Below are 17,376 nucleotides of genomic sequence, written 5' to 3' on the forward strand. Positions count from 1 at the left end.
ATAATTTAATAAATTTTTAATTTATTAAATTGGAGGGGATATGGCAGAAAATCAAGAGAAAAAAACAAAAATTAAAGAATATGACTATGAAGAAGATAACCACATCGTCTTTAAGAAAAAAGAACCAATAATAGAAGAAGACGAAGAAGAAATTCCACAAAATAATGCAGAATATCAAGTTTCATCACAAATCATCAGCGAATCAAAAGACGGTTTGCATCCAATTCTAGTCGATGATGAAATGAAAACATCCTTTTTAGAATATGCAATGAGTGTTATTATTTCTAGAGCGCTCCCTGATGTTCGTGATGGACTAAAACCAGTACACCGTAGAATTTTATATGATATGTCTGAATTAGGTATTACTCCTGGTTCACAACACCGCAAATCTGCCCGTATCGTAGGAGATGTACTTGGAAAATATCACCCTCATGGTGATTCATCGGTTTATGAAGCAATGGTTCGTATGGCACAGGATTTTTCAATGCGTTATCCGTTAGTTGATGGACACGGAAACTTTGGATCAATCGATGGTGACCAAGCTGCTGCGATGCGTTATACCGAAGCTCGTATGTCTAAGTTATCTGCTGAAATGCTAGAAGGAATAAAAAAAGAAACAGTTGATTTTGTGGATAACTATGATGCAAGCGAAAAAGAGCCTGCTGTACTTCCTTCTCGCTTTCCAAACCTACTTGTATCTGGTTCATCTGGTATTGCTGTTGGTATGGCAACCGAAATCCCTCCACATAATTTAGGTGAAACTATTGATGCTACAGTTGCTTTAGCCAAAAATCCTAACATCAGCACCAAAGAGTTAATGCAACATATAAAAGGCCCTGATTTTCCTACGGGAGCAATAATTTTAGGCACTCGTGGGATTATTGATACTTATGAAACAGGACGTGGTAGCATTATAGTTCGTTCTAAAACTAATATTATAGAAAAAGCGAATGGTAAATCACAAATTATAGTTTCGCAAATACCATATGCGATTAAAAAAACCACTTTAATTCAAAAAATTGTTGAACAACATAAAAATAAAGAAATTGAAGGAATTGCTGATTTACGCGATGAATCAAATCGCGATGGAATTCGCATTGTGATTGATATTAAGCGTGGCTTCAACCCACATATTATTTTAAATAAGTTATATCAAAAAACTTATTTACAGACTGCATACAGTGCTAATTTAGTTGCTTTAGTCAATGGTGAACCGAAACTACTTACATTAAAAACTGCTCTTAACGAATATTTAAAACATCAAAAAGATGTTGTTACCCGTAGATTAAAATTTGATTTAACCCGTGCCGAAGAACGTGCACATATCTTAGAAGGTTTAAAAATTGCTATTTTTAATATTGATGAAGTTATTGCAATCATTAAATCATCCAAAACTGATTTAATTGCACAAGAAAAGCTTAGTATGCGTTTTGAGTTAAGCGAATGACAAACTAAAGCAATTTTAGATATGAATTTGCGTCGTTTAACAGGATTAAGTATCGAAAAAATGCAAGAAGAATTAAAAAATTTATTAACTGAAATTGCTCATTATAAAAATATATTAGCACACGAAGATAAATTAATTGATTTAATTATTAGTGAACTACAGGAAATTAAAGCAAAATTTAATGATGCTCGTCGCACACAAATTGATATTTCTGGTGCTGGTAAAATAACTGAAGAAGATTTAATCCCTGAAAATGATATTGTAATCACAACGTCAGTAAATGGTTATGTGAAACGTATTAACTTAGATGAATATAACACACAAAAACGTGGTGGAGTTGGTTCGGTTGCTATGAAAACATATAAAGACGATGATATCGCGATGATTATTCAAACAAAAACCCATACTGATTTATTGTTATTTTCAAATTTCGGTAGAGCATATAAACTTCGTGGACACCAAATTCCTGAAGGAACCAAACAAAGTAAAGGTGTTCCTTTCATTAATGTTTTAGAAACCTTAGATGTTAATAATGGAGAGAAGATTATTTCTATTATTAGTGTTGATGATTATGAGCAAAATCAATATTTAACTACTGTAACAAAGTTTGGTATCTTTAAGAAAACTGATATAGCTTCTTTTAAAGTTGTTCGTCGCAATGGACTTATTGCCTTCAAACTAGCTGATGCAGATGAATTAGTATGTGCATTCTTATCATCTGATGAAGATCATATTTTAGTTGCAAATAACTATCGTAATATTGCAATCTTTAAAAATGATGATATTCGAGCATTAGGTCGTAATAGCATCGGTGTAAGAGCAATAAAACTTGAAGAAAATCAATATGTTGTATCTGCTTCATCGAACCGTGATGGCAATTTAGTGCTTTCTCTTGGTTCAAAAGGTTATGGAAAACTTACTGATGAAGGTGAATATAATTTAACTAAACGTAATGTTAAAGGTCTTGTAGGAATTGATAATATAAAAGCTGGAAATCTTATTTATGCAGGATTTGTAAGTTTAGAAGATGAATTATTGATAATTACTTCACAAGGGATAACTATTAGAACACAAATTACACAAATACCTAAATCATCACGTCAAACTAAAGGTTCTCGTATTATTAATTTAAAAGACAATGATGAAATAGTTGCAGTTGATGTAATTAAATTAAGATAGGAAGCAATGAATAAAAAAGATAATAAGAAGTCTTTACTTTATGAATCATTTACAGAAGCATCGAAATTCTTTAAAAAAGGTAACTTAATTATACTTGCCGTTGGTTTTTTGGCTGGGACAGTATTTAATGCAGTAGTTTCTTCATTAGCAAACGATGTTATTATGTCTGCAATTGCACATAATATCCTTGGTGATAAATTTAAAGACTTAGAAAGTTTAGTGTGAAAAGGTATTAAATACGGGAAATTTTTAGGTGCAATTATTAATTTTGTAATCATTTCATTCACCTTATTTATTATGTTAATGTCATATTTTATAATAAAAGCTGGTATCAAAAGGTATAGATTAAAGAAAAATCCACCTGTTGCAGTAGAACCTGATGTAGTTAAACCTACCACAGATGAATTAATTTTAGAGCAACTGAAATTAATTAATCAAAATTTAAACAAAGAACCACAAAATCAACAATCAGATGTCGACGATCAATTAGAATAAAAATGTTTTTACCTATATCATAGGTAAAAACATATTTTTATAACAATTCAATACCTTTATCTTTCATTTCTTCGATGTGTTCTTTTGGTCAATAACTTGACTGAACTTCACCGATATGTGCTTTTTCAAGCAAGAACATACTTAAACGACTTTGACCGATTCCACCACCAATAGTTAATGGTAATTGATCGTTAAGAATTTTATAATGAAACGGTGACAGGTTTAACAAGTCTTCTTTATCCTTTTTCGATTGTCTTAACATCGATTCAGCATCCACGCGTATTCCCATCGATGATAACTCGATTGCTTTATCTAAAACATAAGAATACACCAACAAATCACCATTTAATTTTCAATCATCATAGTCAAATGCACGTTTTGAATGAACTATACCTGATTTAAGATTTTCACCTATGCTATAAACGAAAACAGCTCCCTTTTCCTTTACAATTACATCTTCACGTTGTTCAGGTGATAAATTTGGATATAAATCTTCTAAATCTTGAGCACTAATAAAAAATAAGTTTTCAGCAAGTTTATCAGTAAGTTTTGGAAATTCTTCTTGCAATGCATACTTAGTAGCTTTAACAGCATCATAAATTTTACTTACAATCTTTTTTAGAAAATTTAAATTACGATCACTACGGGAAATAATTCTTTCTCAGTCTCATTGATCTACATAATATGAATGAGTCGAATCGAGCTCTTCTTCACGACGGATTGCATTCATATCAGTATAAATACCTTCACCATCTAAATATTGATATTGTTTTAATGCATGACGCTTTCATTTTGCTAACGAATGCACGACTTCTAAGCGAACATTAGAATCTTTTGGATTAAATCAGACTGCCTTTTCACCTGATAGACCATCATTTAGTCCTGTTTTTGCATCTAAAAATAACGGTGCAGTTGCTCTAGTCAAGTTTAATGCTACCTTAATATTTGCTTGAAAAATTTGTTTAAGATCTTGAATAGCTATTTGTGTTTCTTTAATGTCTAATTTTGATTTATACATAGCAATTTAATTTTAAACTAATTTATTTTTGTTGATAATTTTTTCTTTATTTATGAACAATTTTACATCCATCGTTTTTTTAAAAAAACTAAAAATATACATAGTATGGCAATAATAAGTTCTATTTATACATTCGTTTTATTAAATTATCCACAAGTTTATACACAAGAAAAATAATTTTGTTCTTTAACACCTATAAAAATCAAAAAATCGTTATAATTATAAAATAATATATGAACAAAAATTTAGCAAATTTATTGAGACCACGGAAATTAGATGATATTGTCGGTCAAAATCATATTAAAAAATTGCTTAAGGAAGTAATTGAAAACAAAATTACTTCTAGTTTTTTGTTTTTCGGTGAAAGTGGAACAGGTAAAACAACAACTGCTTTTATTTTAGCAAATGAGTTAAATTTAAAAGCGGGGTATTTTAATGCATCGATTGATAATAAATCAGATTTAATAAAAATTTTAGATGATTGCGATGTTATAATAATCGATGAAATCCATCGTTTGAATCGTGATAAGCAAGATATATTACTATCTTATTTAGAGTTTGATAAAATAATTGTTTATGCTACAACAACAGAAAATCCTTATTTTAAAGTTGTTCCTGCTGTTCGTAGCAGAATGCAGATTTTGCAGTTTAATAAAATAGATGTTCAAGATATCGCTTTAATGCTAGAGAAAATTATAAAAGAAAATTATCCTTATTTAAAAATAAGCAAGGAAAATTTAGTCAATTTAGCAGCTTTTTCAAGTGGTGATTTAAGAGCAAGTATAAATAACTTACAATTACTTGCACTATTAAAAAAAGATGGAAAAGAAGTTAGTAAAAATGACTTAAAAACTATAATACCAAATATCAATTTTTATAGCGATAATAAACAAAGTGCTCACTATAATAACCTTTCAGCATTTCACAAATCACTTCGTGGTAGTGATATTGATGCTGCATTATATTATGGTTTTTTAATTTTACAAAGTGGTGATAATGATGGTTTGTTTCGAAGGATGCTTGCTGTTGCATACGAAGATATTGGATTAGCAAATCCAATGGTAGGTGCAAAAACTGAAGCAGCCATAAGAGTTTTTGAAAGACTAGGTATCCCCGAGGGGGAACTTGCTATTACATCAGCAATAATCGAACTTGCTTCATCTCCTAAAAGCAATTCCGTTGTTTTAGCACGTGATAAAGTTAAGCAAACCATTTTAAATGGTAACATTTACCAAATACCATCTTATTTAAAAGACTCACATTATAAATCTGCAGTAAAATTAGGTGATGGAATTGGTTATCAATACCCACATGACTATTTTAAACATTGAAATAATCAACAATATTTACCAAAACAACTACAAAATACTAAATTTTACATTCCAAGCAGCAACAAAAATGAACAAAACATTTTAGAATATTGAAACAATTTAAAAGCAGAATGAAAAAAACACTATAAAAAGGAGTAATAATGTTAAAACTTGAAGATATAAATACACTCGAAGATCTTAAACAAGCAAAAGCTAAAATTTATTCATCAGATGGACAAATATATCAACTACAACAAAGTCTAAAAACTGCACCAGTTGAACAAAAAAAACAAATCGGTAAACAAATTAATGAATTAAAGAAAACATATGAAGAGTTTTTTAAAAATGCTGAAGAAAGATTGGAAAAAATAGAAATAGATCGTAAAATAAACTCAGAATTTATTGATATTAGCAAACCTGTATACAAACCTGGTAGCTTGCATCCGATAACATTAATCGAAGAACACATTAAGACTTGGTTTATTCAGCATGGTTATTATCAGCAAGAAAGTGGTGAAATAGTTTCTGATTTATATAATTTTGAGAAACTTAATATCCCCATCGATCATCCGGCTCGAGCAATGCATGATTCACTTTATTTAAATGCTACAACATTATTAAGAACTCATAATACTGGAATTACTGCAAAAGTTCTACACGAAAATAAAAATATCGAAATTTCAACATTTGCATTAGGTAAGGTGTATCGAAATGATGAAGATGATGCTACTCATTCACATCAGTTTACACAACTCGACTTTGTTTGTGTTGGTAACGTTAGTTTTCCAAATCTCATATGAACTTTAAAATCCTTTCTATCCTATGTTTTGGAAGAAGAAATTGATATAAGGTTGCGTCCTAGTTATTTTCCATTTACCGAGCCTAGTGTGGAGGTAGATATGTTTTATAAAAATCATTGAATAGAAGTTTTAGGTGCTGGAATGCTGCATCCGAAAGTGCTACAAATGGCAGGATTTGATGCTAAATTTAATGCTTTTGCTGCTGGTGTAGGAGTCGAAAGACTTGCAATGATTAAATATGGATTTAATGATATTAGGGATTTATATCGTAATGATTTAAGAATTTTGGAGCAATTTAGCAATGAAAGATAGTTTTTTACAAATCTTACAAAAAGAAGGTAAAAAAAGTTATTTTGATAATATTTTTCATTCTTTAAAAGAAGCAGAATTAAATAACCAAACCATCTACCCACACCAAATGGACATATTTAAGCCTTTTGAATTTTTTCAAGTTAATGAAACTAATGTTGTTATTCTAGGTCAAGATCCTTATTATAATGATGATAGCGCAGACGGATTGGCTTTTTCTAGTTGAAAAGACGAAACACCAAAGAGTTTAGCAAACATTTTTAAAGTCCTTAAACAAGATTATCCAGATATTGTCATAAAAACTAATTCACTAGTTAATTGAGCTAAGCAAGGTGTATTATTGATGAATACAGTTTTAACAGTTATAAAAGGTAAACCTAATTCACATAAATATATCGGATGACAAAAATTTACATCAGTAATCTTAGATAAAATCATCGAAGCAAATAGTAACGTAATTTTTGTCATACTAGGCAAACAAGCAAAAGAAACTGTATATAATTTATCTAACTTCGATAAAATTAAACAACAAAATATCATCGAATCCTCACATCCTTCACCGTTGTCATTTAATAAAGGATTTAATAATTCACAAATATTTTTAAAAATTAATCATCTTTTAAAAACACAAAATAAAACAGAAATTGATTGAAATTTACCACATGAGGAGGTTTTTAATGCTCGTTTCACTAAAACATCTAAATAGTTATTTACCAGATATCAAACTTACTGCAGAAGAAACTACAAACGCATTAAATGAAATAGGTTTTGAAGTTGATGATGTGAGAAAATTTGCTAATATAGAAGGTATTTTATTTGCAAAAGTTATTAATGTCTTCAAAAATCCAAATTCTGATCGTTTAGATGTTGTTGAATTAAAAACTAAAAAAGGACAAATTACAATCCAAACAACTAATCGAATCTTAAAGGTAGGTGATTTAGTTGTTTGTTTTCCTGTTGGTGCAAAAAGAGGTGAAATTATCTTTGGTGAAAAAACACTTAAAGGTTATCCATCACAAGGGATGTTAGCATCTTGATCAGAATTAGGTTATAAATGAGACTTACTGTCAAAAAAAGATGAGTTGTTAGTCTTACCAAATGATTTTGCAAGCATAAACGATGATCCAATGCAACTTTTAAGTATCGATGATTATCTAATCGAAATAGCAATCAATGCAAACCGCAATGATGCAAATTCATATTTTATTCTTGCTAAAGAACTTGCTGCATATTTTAACACTAAATTTGTTTTTGAATCAAAAGAACAAGAACCAAATTTTATAAGTGATTTTAAAGCAGCCAATGGAATGGCAAAAAATCTTAGTTTTAGTGAAATAAAAGGAAAATTAAAAACAAGTATTTACGAAAAAACTTTATTAGCAAAACACGATATTTCTTCTTTATTTGATTGAAGTGTTAACCTGACAAATTTAACATTAATAAATATCGGTGTTCCAGTACACGTTTATAATGCTGCAAAACTACAAAAAAATATTACTGCAAAATTGTATTCTGGTGAGATTGAGATATTAGGTGGTAAAAAAGTTGCTGTTGATAATGTTTTAGCTATTTCAGATGACAGCAATATTATTTCACTTGCTTCTGTTATCGGTCTAGAAACCACAAAAACTGATTTAGATACAGAAAACTATTTATTTGAAGTAGGTGTTTTTGATCCTAAATACATTCGTCACAGCACAAAAGAAATAAGGATAAGCACAACTGCATCAAGTCAAGGTTCAAGGGTTATAACTGCTTATCTCGCTTCAGTTGCGATGGAATTTATTCGTTTTTATTGCAAAAATTTACAGATTTCACAAATAATTAACCCTATTATTTATCATAAGCAAACAAGCATTATATATAATGCAGAACTTTTAAAGAAATATGCAGGTATAAATGAAATAAATGTTTTTGATAATGCTTTAAAAAAACTAACTTCGCTTGGATTTAGATTTGAAAATAATAAAATAACTACCCCTGAATATCGTTATGATATAGAAGTTTTTGAAGATATAATCGAAGAAATTTTTAGATTTTATTCATATGCAAAATTCAAACCACAACCAATCAAAACTGTTCCTGCTCATATACAAAAAATTAATAATTCTAAATCATATTTTCAGCACCAAGGATATAATGAAGTACGAACCTTTACTCTTGTTTCAAAAGAAAAAAATAAATTAAATCCTTTTTCATTTGAAAAACAAATCAATTTAATGACTTTTATTTCAAAAGAACACGAATGCATTCGTAATTCGATTATTACATCACTTTCAGAAGTTGTAGCATACAATCAAAAGCGTAAAATGAGCAATATTAACATTTTTGAATATGGAATGATTTCAGAAAATATAATGGTTTGAGGACTTGCGAGCACAACAAAGACTTTTGAACAACTAAAACAAGATGTTATTAATTTCTTAGGTTTTGATGTTAAATTTACTGCACTAAAGGATAATGATTATATTCATCCAAATGTTTCTGCTTATATAAAATACAATAATACGATTATCGGATGAATTGGAAAAATCCATCCCAAATATGATCAAACAAATGCTTTTTATGCAGAATTTATGGATATAAAAGCAAATAATAAGATTAAATATATCCCAGTAGATTTAAGCCCATTAAAAACTCTTGATTTAACTTTTACACTTAAAAATACCGATTATATAGGTAATATTGTTTCAAATTTAAGATGTCTTGGTCAAATTTATGACATCCAACAAATTGATAATTATCAACAAACAAATACTCGCAATGTTACATTAAGAATTAGTGCAAATGATGAAGTTATACAAAGATTAAATGAAAAATTTAATAAGTAGGTAAAAAATGTATTCAAAAATTAAACTACATGATAAAGTTGTTTCCGATGCGATCAATAACGAACTACAAAGACAAGAGGACCACATCGAATTAATTGCAAGCGAAAACTATGTTTCTGAAGATGTCTTAAAGGCACAAGGAAGTGTGTTAACAAACAAATACGGAGAAGGATATCCTAACAAACGCTATTATGGTGGATGTGAAAATGTAGATGTGATCGAACAAGCTGCTATTGATCGTTTAAAACTATTATATGGTGTTAAATATGCAAATGTGCAACCATATTCTGGTTCAGTTGCTAATGCTGCTGCTATTGCTGCATGTGTACCTTCAGGTGGGAAAATTATGGGATTATCCTTAAATAGCGGTGGGCACTTAACTCACGGATATAAAATTTCTTTTAGTGGGATTTTTTATCAATCAGTTTCATATGATTTATCCAAAGATGAATTATTAGATTATGATGCAATCGAAGAATTAGCTATTAAAGAAAAACCGGATTTGATTATTTGTGGATATTCATCATATTCAAGATTAATAGACTTTAAACGTTTTCGGCAAATTGCTGATAAAGTCGGTGCCAAGTTGCTTGCAGATATTGCGCATTTAGCAGGATTGATAGCTGGTGGAGTATTTCCATCTCCGGTTAATTATGCACATATTATTACATCTACAACTCATAAAACTTTACGAGGTGGTCGTGGGGGAATAATTATGACTAATGATGCTGAATTGGCTAAAAAAATTGATCGTTGAGTGTTTCCTGGTTATCAAGGTGGTCCATTGTTTCATGCTATTGCTGGTAAAGCAGTTGCTTTCTACGAAGCATTACAACCACAATTTAAGCAATATGCTAAAGATATCATTAATAACTCGAAGCGTTTTTGCGATGCATTCAAGCGTCGTGGAGCAGTAATTATTAGTGGAGGAACTGATAATCATTTATTTATGATTAATGTATTAAAAACCTATCAAATAAACGGTTTAGAAGCCGAAAAAGTATTACATAAAATTAATATTACAGCAAATAAGAATACTATTCCATTTGATACTCTATCACCTTTTTTAGCAAGTGGAATCCGCCTTGGTACTGCTGCTATGACTAGTCGTGGTTTTAAACAATGAGCATTATTAGCAGACATTATTGATACAGCTTTAAAAAATATACACCTTATTAATTCAGATACCAAAGCAGGACAAAGACTACTTAGTTCATTAAAAAACAAGGTTGTCAAAATTACTAGTGAGCATCCGATTAAAAAATCGTATTTATAAAATCACATCTATTTTTGGATGTGATTTTCTGTAAGATAATCATATATATTATCAGCAAATACTTTTAACTTATGATTGATACCAGGTTCATTGATTGAATGTGCCGCACCATTAATAAAAGTTAATTTAACATTATTTAGTTCTTTAGCTAATAAATATGCACCTATTGGTCTGGTATCTACATCTTGACGACCATGCACAATATATGTTCTAATATCTTTTATTTTATGTGCATTTTCAAGAATATAATTATCCGAAGGTAAAAGTGATTTATTTAAAAAGAAATGTAATTGATTGTAAAATAAATCTTTGTGTTCTTCTTGAAGAACAGGTACTTGGCGAATTTGTTTTCGGCTTAAATACCTTTCTTGTGGTTCAATTGTAACAATTGATTCTTCTCACTCGCAAAAGTTTTGAATCAATTTAATCTCTTTTTCTTTTGCGTTCTTAGATTTTAAGATTTTAGTTCAAGCATTATAGTATTTTTCCAAAACTTTTGCACCATCATATTTAGCAACTGCATTATAAAATTTCTTATATGCTTCTGGATAAAAGGTTGCCGCTCCATTAGGTTCATATAGAAAATCAATGTCCTCTTGACGTGCTAAGAAAATTCCACGCAGTAACATAGAAGCAACATTTTCTGGGTATCTAATAGCATAAAGTAATGCTAATGTAGTCCCCCAACTTCCTGCAAATAAGGTTACTTTATTTAACTTAAAATGTTTTCTAATTCGCTCAATATCTTCAATTTGATCATCTATCGTGTTTGAATCAGGAATTCATTTTGGTTTGCTAGAACCACATCCCCTTTGATCAAAAGAAATTAAATAAAACTTACTTTTATCAAAAATTCTTAAATATGGATTTGCATTAAAAGCACCTGGTCCACCATGTAAAATAATTACAGGATATCCACTAAAGCGGTTTCCACTAACACGATAATACAATTTATATCCATCTCCAACATCAAGGGAATCACTCAAAGTTAAGATATTTTTATCATTTCATTGGTTCATTATTTATTTTCATTAAGTCTAGAAAAGACATAATAACCATTTTCTGTAACTAGAACATCATCCTCAATTCTAGCACCACCTAAACCTTCGATATATATTCCAGGTTCAACTGTTATTATCATACCAGGTTCTAAAACATAATCAGAAAATTTTGAAACATTAGGAAACTCATGTACATCAATACCTAACCCATGTCCAGTAGAATGCACAAAGTATTGTCCATAACCTTTTGCTTCTATAAAATCACGACATACTTTATCAATTTGTGATGCTTTGATACCAGGACGAACTGCTTTTCTCCCTGCTGCTGCTGCTTCTTTAACGATTTCTAAGATTTCAAGTTGCTTTGGATTTGCTAGTTTTTCATCACCTAAAATAAAGGTACGTGTAATATCTGCTGTATATCCTTTGTATTGAGCTCCAAAATCTATTTTTAGTAAATTGTTATTAACAAGTTTTTTATCAGTTGGATGATGATGAGGTTCCGCAGAAGCTTCAGCAGTTGCGACAATTTCCTCAAATCCTTCTTTTTCTGCACCTTTTAACTTTAATAAATAATTCAGTTTAAAAGCAACTTCTTTTTCACTCATACCAGGTTTGATTCACTCTTTAAGTTCATTGAGTGCCTGCATAGAAATATCTACAGCTTTTTGTATTAACTCAATTTCTCCATCATCTTTTAATATTCTAAGATGTTGTGCTGAAACTCACTCAATATGATCCGGATTTACTCAAGATAAAATTTGATCTTGAACTTGTTTTACTAAATATTCTTTTTCAAGTGCTATTTTCTTAAAGTTCTTTGCTGCAAATCAATTTTTAACTGCATCACCTTTAATTAAAACAATTTCTACATTCTTTGCATTTTTTTGTGCATACTCAATATATCTTCCATCAACAAATAAGGTTGCTTTATCTTTTTCAATAGCGATGAATCCATCAGTTGTTTGAACTCCGGCATATCAAAGTCTTGTTTGTGGTGCTTCAGAAATTAAAACTTCTACACCAGTTTTAGCGAACATTTCATCTAATTTTTTACGATTCATAAAACTCCTAAATTAAAAAACGCAGTTATTGCTGCATTATTTCTTTTCTTTATGTGCTGTATGCGCATTACATTTATGACAGTGTTTTGTTAACTCTACTTTTTCAGGATGAGTTTTTTTATTTTTCTTTGAAATATAATTTTCCATTTTGCACTTTGTACATGCTAATGTATAACCTTCTCTTGGCATATAACTCCTTTATTTATTTAGTATTACTATTTTACCAAAATATTTTTTTTCTTACTTAAATTTACAAATATTTTACTAAGTATCTATTTCAAACATAGTTTGTGAATAAATTTGTTAATAATTTAAAATTATGAGATGTTTTAAAATCAATAAGAAAAAAATGGTAGAATTAAAATACAAAATATTATAGAGGTTTTATGGCACGCAGCGAGTTTAAAATTGTAGAAGCATTTACTAATATATTAGGACTAAAAAATAATACTGATGGTACCATTCCTCTTTATAAAAAAACATCTGATGCTAAATATGAAGCAACAAAACCAGATGGGTATTATTTTTATGATGGTGTAATTTTTATCTTAGATGCTAAAGCAGAAGGGGTAAAATTTGAAAAGCAAATTTATGACTATATGAAGTTTGAAAAACATAAGAATACCATCGGTTTTCAATATAACGGTATAAACTTAAATGTTTTTATTAAGAATGATAAAGGTGAAATAAAATTATTAGATAATGAATCTGAAGTAAAAAACCATAAATACTACAAAGACACCTACTTTAAAGATATCAAAGAAAATAATGAAGTTTTAATTAGTAATTATGCAATGCAACTTGCAAATTCTTTTCGTAATGCAAAAATAAACAAGCAAATGACTGTCCCGTTTATTGGTGCTGTGATGCTTTGTTATAAATTTCAAGGAGATGATAAGTTAAATCGTGAATCAACAAGCTTGCTGCTTTCTAGTATTTTGGATGCTCTAAAAGATACTCCACTTACTGAAGATATATCAAAACAAGAAAAGAAAAATAATATCTATAAATACCTTGATGATAAGACATTGAAAATGGCTAAAATTTCTGACTTAATTGAAATAGTTGATTCGATTCGTAATATTTATAACCTTATTAATATCAGTCACAAAGACTATAAAGGCCACGATATAATGAATGCTTTTTTAAAAGTTTTTCGTAAATGAAATTCAGCTAATTCAAATGAAAAAGGAGAAGTTTTTACACCCGATCACATCGCTCAAATAATGTACGAATTAATTGATGTTGATCCATTTAACGATGTTATAATGGACCCAACATGTGGGAGTGGTACCTTTTTAGTAAATGCAATGTTTAATATGTTTTCTAGCATAAATGATTTTTATTTAAAGCAAACAAATATAAATGCAAAAGAAAAAGAATATCAAATTGATAAAGCTTGCATCGAAGTAAAGGAAAAAAGAATCATTGGAATCGAATATGACGAATTTAATTCGACATTAGCAGGAATTAATATGCTATTACACGGTGATGGAAGTTCGCGAATTTATCAAGATGACTGCTTTAAAAGACTTGAAAGATTAAAATATGAGTATTCTAAGGTTTTAATGAATCCACCCTTTAGTCAAAGTGATAATGAATTAAAGTTTTTATATACAACTTTAAAATATTTAAAACCAGATGGGTTAATTGCATGTATTATACCTAAAACAAACCTAAACGGTAGAGATGCAAAAAATGTTGCATATCTCAAAAAAATATTTGAAATGTCTAAAATTACACAAATTATTTCACTTCCTAGGGATTTATTTCAACCTAATGCAGGTGTCAATACATCAGTGATAGTTTTAAAAAAATATGATTCACGAACACTCAAGAAAATAGATGCACTAAGACAAAATGCAGATGCATTATTAGCACACTGACATAATCAAGATATTTTGTTAGTAGATTTTACTAATGATGGATTTATCTATACTAATGAAAAACGATTGAAAACTAAATTATATGAAGAAAAAGTAGCAAGACTTAAAGAAGTTCTTAAGGGTAAATACACAGAATTTCAAGCTGTAATGCAAAATTTAAAATATGATGAAGAACTTGCATTTGAAAAATTTACAACAAATCGCCCTTTTGAAGTAAATAAAAACACTTTTATAAAATATATAAGAGAAAATTTATCTGCCAAAATTTTATGCGGCATCAGTAATAAATTAATTTTCTCACCTGTAGATATGCAAAAATATCAAAATATTAAATTTAAATATTTTAAAATATCTGATGTAATTGAATTTATTTCAAAAGGAATGCAAAAGAAATCAATTGATCGTAAATTAGAAAATAAATATGAGAACGGAATCCCAATAATAGTAGCAAAAAAAGACAATAACGGTATTGGTGGTTTACTTATAAAAGAAAAAGTATCTCAGACATTCAGTGATAAAATTTGCATCATTAACGGAGGAGATGGTGGTGGTGGGAAAACCTATTATTGTGATTTCGAATTTGGTGCCACTTCTTTTGTGAATATTTGTGATATTGTTCCTAAATACAAATCTGAATTTGATAATAAACCATTAGCTAAGTTTTACCTTGCTACCGTTATCAGTGAAAGACTCTTTAAATCAATCGGCCATGGTCGAACCTTACGAAGTGAAATTCCGAATGTAGAAATTAAACTACCCGTTAATTCTTATAATCAATTGGATATCGATTATATGAATGATTACATTTCATCTTTAAAAATCTTTAAGTAAAAAAAGCAAGTAGTAGTGCTTCCGTCTACTTGCTTTGTTTACTTACTAAGATAAGCGACTATTTCAAAATGTGGGGTGTTTGGAAACATATCATAACCTTTGATGTAATTAATTTTAAAACCTTGTTGTTGTAAGTTTTGTAAATCACGTATAAAACTTCTTGGTTCACATGACATATAAATAAATGAATTTATATTATTCAATCATTTGGTCAATTTTGCATCTAAACCAGCTCTGGGTGGGTCTAAAACGACAATAGTATCATTAATATCTAAATTATACAAATCTATAACTTGATAAACATCGCCATTTATATATTTAGCCGATCTAAATCCATTTACATATGCATTATCTTTTGCTGCAGCAATTGCTTCTCTTGAAATATCTACACCTAAGATTTTATGTCTTTTATAAGCAACTAATTGTGAGATAATTCCAACACCACAATATAAATCGATGAAATTTCGTTTAAAGTTTTCTGATACTTTTTTATGCATATCATTAAAAATTTTGGTAGCCATCTCAATATTTATTTGAAAAAACGAATTTATATGCACATCAAAGGATTTTTTATTTATCAAAATTGAAAAAGGTTTTTTCTCAAAAATTAATTTTAATTTTTGATTTTGATAAAAATACAATTGAATAATATTTTCAATAGATTTTAAAGTATTGATTATTTCACTATAAACATTTTGTTCATTAGAAAGATTGAATAACACTTGCGCTTCGTTTATATGATTTATTCTTAAAGTTATTTCTCGAAATGCTTCTAAAACTTTATAACGACGACTTTTTTGTGAATATTGATTTAATGCATTAATTATTTTATCTAATGTTTCATTTAAAGAAACATTATTTTGGATTTTTATATCATTAGTTACTATAATATTATTCGAATTACTGTCATATTCTCCATAATACAAAATATTATCAATCAACTTTAACGGAACCTTAATTTTGTTACGGTAATGAGTTTGTTGGATTGCTGGTTCAAATGTATCAATTACTGATTCGTTAATATTTAAATTACGAATCAGATGTGATTTAAGATAATTCTCTTTAAAAGCAACTTGTTGGTTATATGCTAAATTAATCAGAGGAGCACTGTTGATGCAAGAATATGATTTATCACGATGTTCAGATTTAGTGATTAATTCAACCACTTTTGCAAAAGCAAATTTAGTAGTTTCTTTATAAATTTGAACTTTCGCCTTTTCACCGACAAAAAGATCATGCACAAAAATAGGTTTAGCATGCTCGCGACATACACCTAATCCTTGATAACTTAACTCTGTACAAGTAACTGTGATGATTTTATTGAGCATAAGCAAGATATAAAATATCTACCTTTCCATATCTTTTGCTTTTATAAACTATAAAGTCATCTGGAATAACTACTTCAGAAACTTTATTTGTTTCAATAATTATTTCTCCATCAATATTTAATGTTTTTGCTTGTGAAATTAATTGCAAAGTATCATTAAGTAATTTGTAATCTAAATATGGAGCATCAAGATAGATGAAGTCAAATTTCATTGTATTACCTTGCAAAAAATTCAAAGCATCCGATGCTACAGCATTAATTGTATCTATTTTTAGACTCTGCAAATTTTCTTGTAGCACTCTAAAGACCTTTATATTTTTTTCCACTGCATATACTTTCAAAGCACCCCTACTTAATGCTTCTATCGCAATCGCACCCGAACCAGAAAAAAGATCTAAAAAACTTTTATTTTCTATTTTAAACTGCAATGAAGCAAAAACGGCCTCACGAACTTTATCTGTTGTAGGCCTTGTATCTTTTAAATCAGGCTGACTAATCTTTCTACTACGATATAAACCACTTATTATCCGTAACATTACCCCTCCAAAAATAACTACATTATAGTTATTTTATCATAATTTAAAACTTGAAAAATGTTGAAT

14 protein-coding genes are annotated in these 17,376 nt (G+C 29.1%); 8 read left to right on the forward strand and 6 right to left on the reverse strand.

Annotation, left to right across the window (positions count from 1 at the left end; all coding sequences use genetic code 4):
* The first annotated feature begins 40 nt into the window (after nt 1-40).
* Together gyrA and ACXYRR_RS01300 are read left to right on the forward strand one after the other, a co-directional pair.
* Nucleotides 41-2,626 carry a DNA gyrase subunit A gene (gene gyrA / locus ACXYRR_RS01295; RefSeq protein ID WP_458597410.1) on the forward strand — a complete coding sequence of 862 codons (2,586 nt, stop codon included), beginning with the start codon at nt 41-43 and terminating at the stop codon, nt 2,624-2,626.
* Between the two features lie 6 nt (nt 2,627-2,632).
* Nucleotides 2,633-3,121 (forward strand): large conductance mechanosensitive channel protein MscL, encoded by a 489-nt coding sequence (locus ACXYRR_RS01300; RefSeq protein ID WP_458597411.1) that lies wholly within the window; start codon nt 2,633-2,635, stop codon nt 3,119-3,121.
* A 37-nt stretch (nt 3,122-3,158) separates the two neighbouring features.
* Here ACXYRR_RS01300 and asnA read toward each other — a convergent pair whose 3' ends face one another.
* Nucleotides 3,159-4,139, reverse strand: a complete 981-nt coding sequence (asnA, locus tag ACXYRR_RS01305) for an aspartate--ammonia ligase (RefSeq protein ID WP_458597413.1) — start codon at nt 4,137-4,139, stop codon at nt 3,159-3,161.
* A gap of 233 nt (nt 4,140-4,372) precedes the next feature.
* Between asnA and ACXYRR_RS01310 the strand changes: the two genes are divergently transcribed.
* Genes ACXYRR_RS01310 through glyA form a run of 5 tightly spaced genes read left to right on the forward strand, consistent with a single transcriptional unit; the run spans nt 4,373 to nt 10,665 of the window.
* Nucleotides 4,373-5,608: a replication-associated recombination protein A gene (locus ACXYRR_RS01310; RefSeq protein ID WP_458597415.1), complete on the forward strand. Its 1,236-nt coding sequence runs from the start codon at nt 4,373-4,375 to the stop codon at nt 5,606-5,608.
* A gap of 2 nt (nt 5,609-5,610) precedes the next feature.
* Nucleotides 5,611-6,561 carry a phenylalanine--tRNA ligase subunit alpha gene (gene pheS / locus ACXYRR_RS01315; RefSeq protein WP_458597416.1) on the forward strand — a complete coding sequence of 317 codons (951 nt, stop codon included), beginning with the start codon at nt 5,611-5,613 and terminating at the stop codon, nt 6,559-6,561.
* Nucleotides 6,551-7,264 carry a uracil-DNA glycosylase gene (locus ACXYRR_RS01320; protein ID WP_458597417.1) on the forward strand — a complete coding sequence of 238 codons (714 nt, stop codon included), beginning with the start codon at nt 6,551-6,553 and terminating at the stop codon, nt 7,262-7,264. Before pheS ends, ACXYRR_RS01320 begins: the two co-directional genes overlap by 11 nt.
* Nucleotides 7,236-9,389, forward strand: a complete 2,154-nt coding sequence (locus tag ACXYRR_RS01325; protein ID WP_458597418.1) for a phenylalanine--tRNA ligase subunit beta — start codon at nt 7,236-7,238, stop codon at nt 9,387-9,389. Before ACXYRR_RS01320 ends, ACXYRR_RS01325 begins: the two co-directional genes overlap by 29 nt.
* A gap of 7 nt (nt 9,390-9,396) precedes the next feature.
* Nucleotides 9,397-10,665, forward strand: a complete 1,269-nt coding sequence (glyA, locus tag ACXYRR_RS01330) for a serine hydroxymethyltransferase (protein ID WP_458597419.1) — start codon at nt 9,397-9,399, stop codon at nt 10,663-10,665.
* Nucleotides 10,666-10,673: 8 nt separating this feature from the next.
* Here the strand turns inward: glyA and ACXYRR_RS01335 are convergent, their stop codons facing one another.
* The 3 genes from ACXYRR_RS01335 to rpmG are packed head-to-tail and all read right to left on the reverse strand — an operon-like array spanning nt 10,674 to nt 12,919.
* The gene (locus ACXYRR_RS01335) at nt 10,674-11,684 is read right to left on the reverse strand and encodes an alpha/beta fold hydrolase (RefSeq protein WP_458597420.1); all 1,011 of its coding nucleotides are present in this window, start codon (nt 11,682-11,684) and stop codon (nt 10,674-10,676) included.
* On the reverse strand, nt 11,684-12,730 hold the full coding sequence (locus ACXYRR_RS01340) for a M24 family metallopeptidase (RefSeq protein ID WP_458597422.1): 1,047 nt from the start codon (nt 12,728-12,730) through the stop codon (nt 11,684-11,686). The genes ACXYRR_RS01335 and ACXYRR_RS01340 overlap by 1 nt, the downstream gene beginning before the upstream one ends.
* A 36-nt stretch (nt 12,731-12,766) precedes the next feature.
* Nucleotides 12,767-12,919: a 50S ribosomal protein L33 gene (rpmG, locus tag ACXYRR_RS01345; protein ID WP_435128387.1), complete on the reverse strand. Its 153-nt coding sequence runs from the start codon at nt 12,917-12,919 to the stop codon at nt 12,767-12,769.
* A gap of 197 nt (nt 12,920-13,116) precedes the next feature.
* On the opposite strand from rpmG, the gene ACXYRR_RS01350 reads away from it, so the two are divergent.
* Nucleotides 13,117-15,447: an HsdM family class I SAM-dependent methyltransferase gene (locus ACXYRR_RS01350; RefSeq protein ID WP_458597424.1), complete on the forward strand. Its 2,331-nt coding sequence runs from the start codon at nt 13,117-13,119 to the stop codon at nt 15,445-15,447.
* 38 nt (nt 15,448-15,485) lie between these two features.
* On the opposite strand, the gene rlmD is transcribed toward ACXYRR_RS01350, so the two are convergent.
* Nucleotides 15,486-16,775, reverse strand: a complete 1,290-nt coding sequence (gene rlmD, locus ACXYRR_RS01355; protein ID WP_458597426.1) for a 23S rRNA (uracil(1939)-C(5))-methyltransferase RlmD — start codon at nt 16,773-16,775, stop codon at nt 15,486-15,488.
* Nucleotides 16,765-17,310 (reverse strand): 16S rRNA (guanine(966)-N(2))-methyltransferase RsmD, encoded by a 546-nt coding sequence (rsmD, locus tag ACXYRR_RS01360; RefSeq protein WP_458597428.1) that lies wholly within the window; start codon nt 17,308-17,310, stop codon nt 16,765-16,767. The genes rlmD and rsmD overlap by 11 nt, the downstream gene beginning before the upstream one ends.
* Nucleotides 17,311-17,376: the final 66 nt, after the last annotated feature.

Source organism: Mycoplasma sp. 246B (assembly GCF_054353935.1).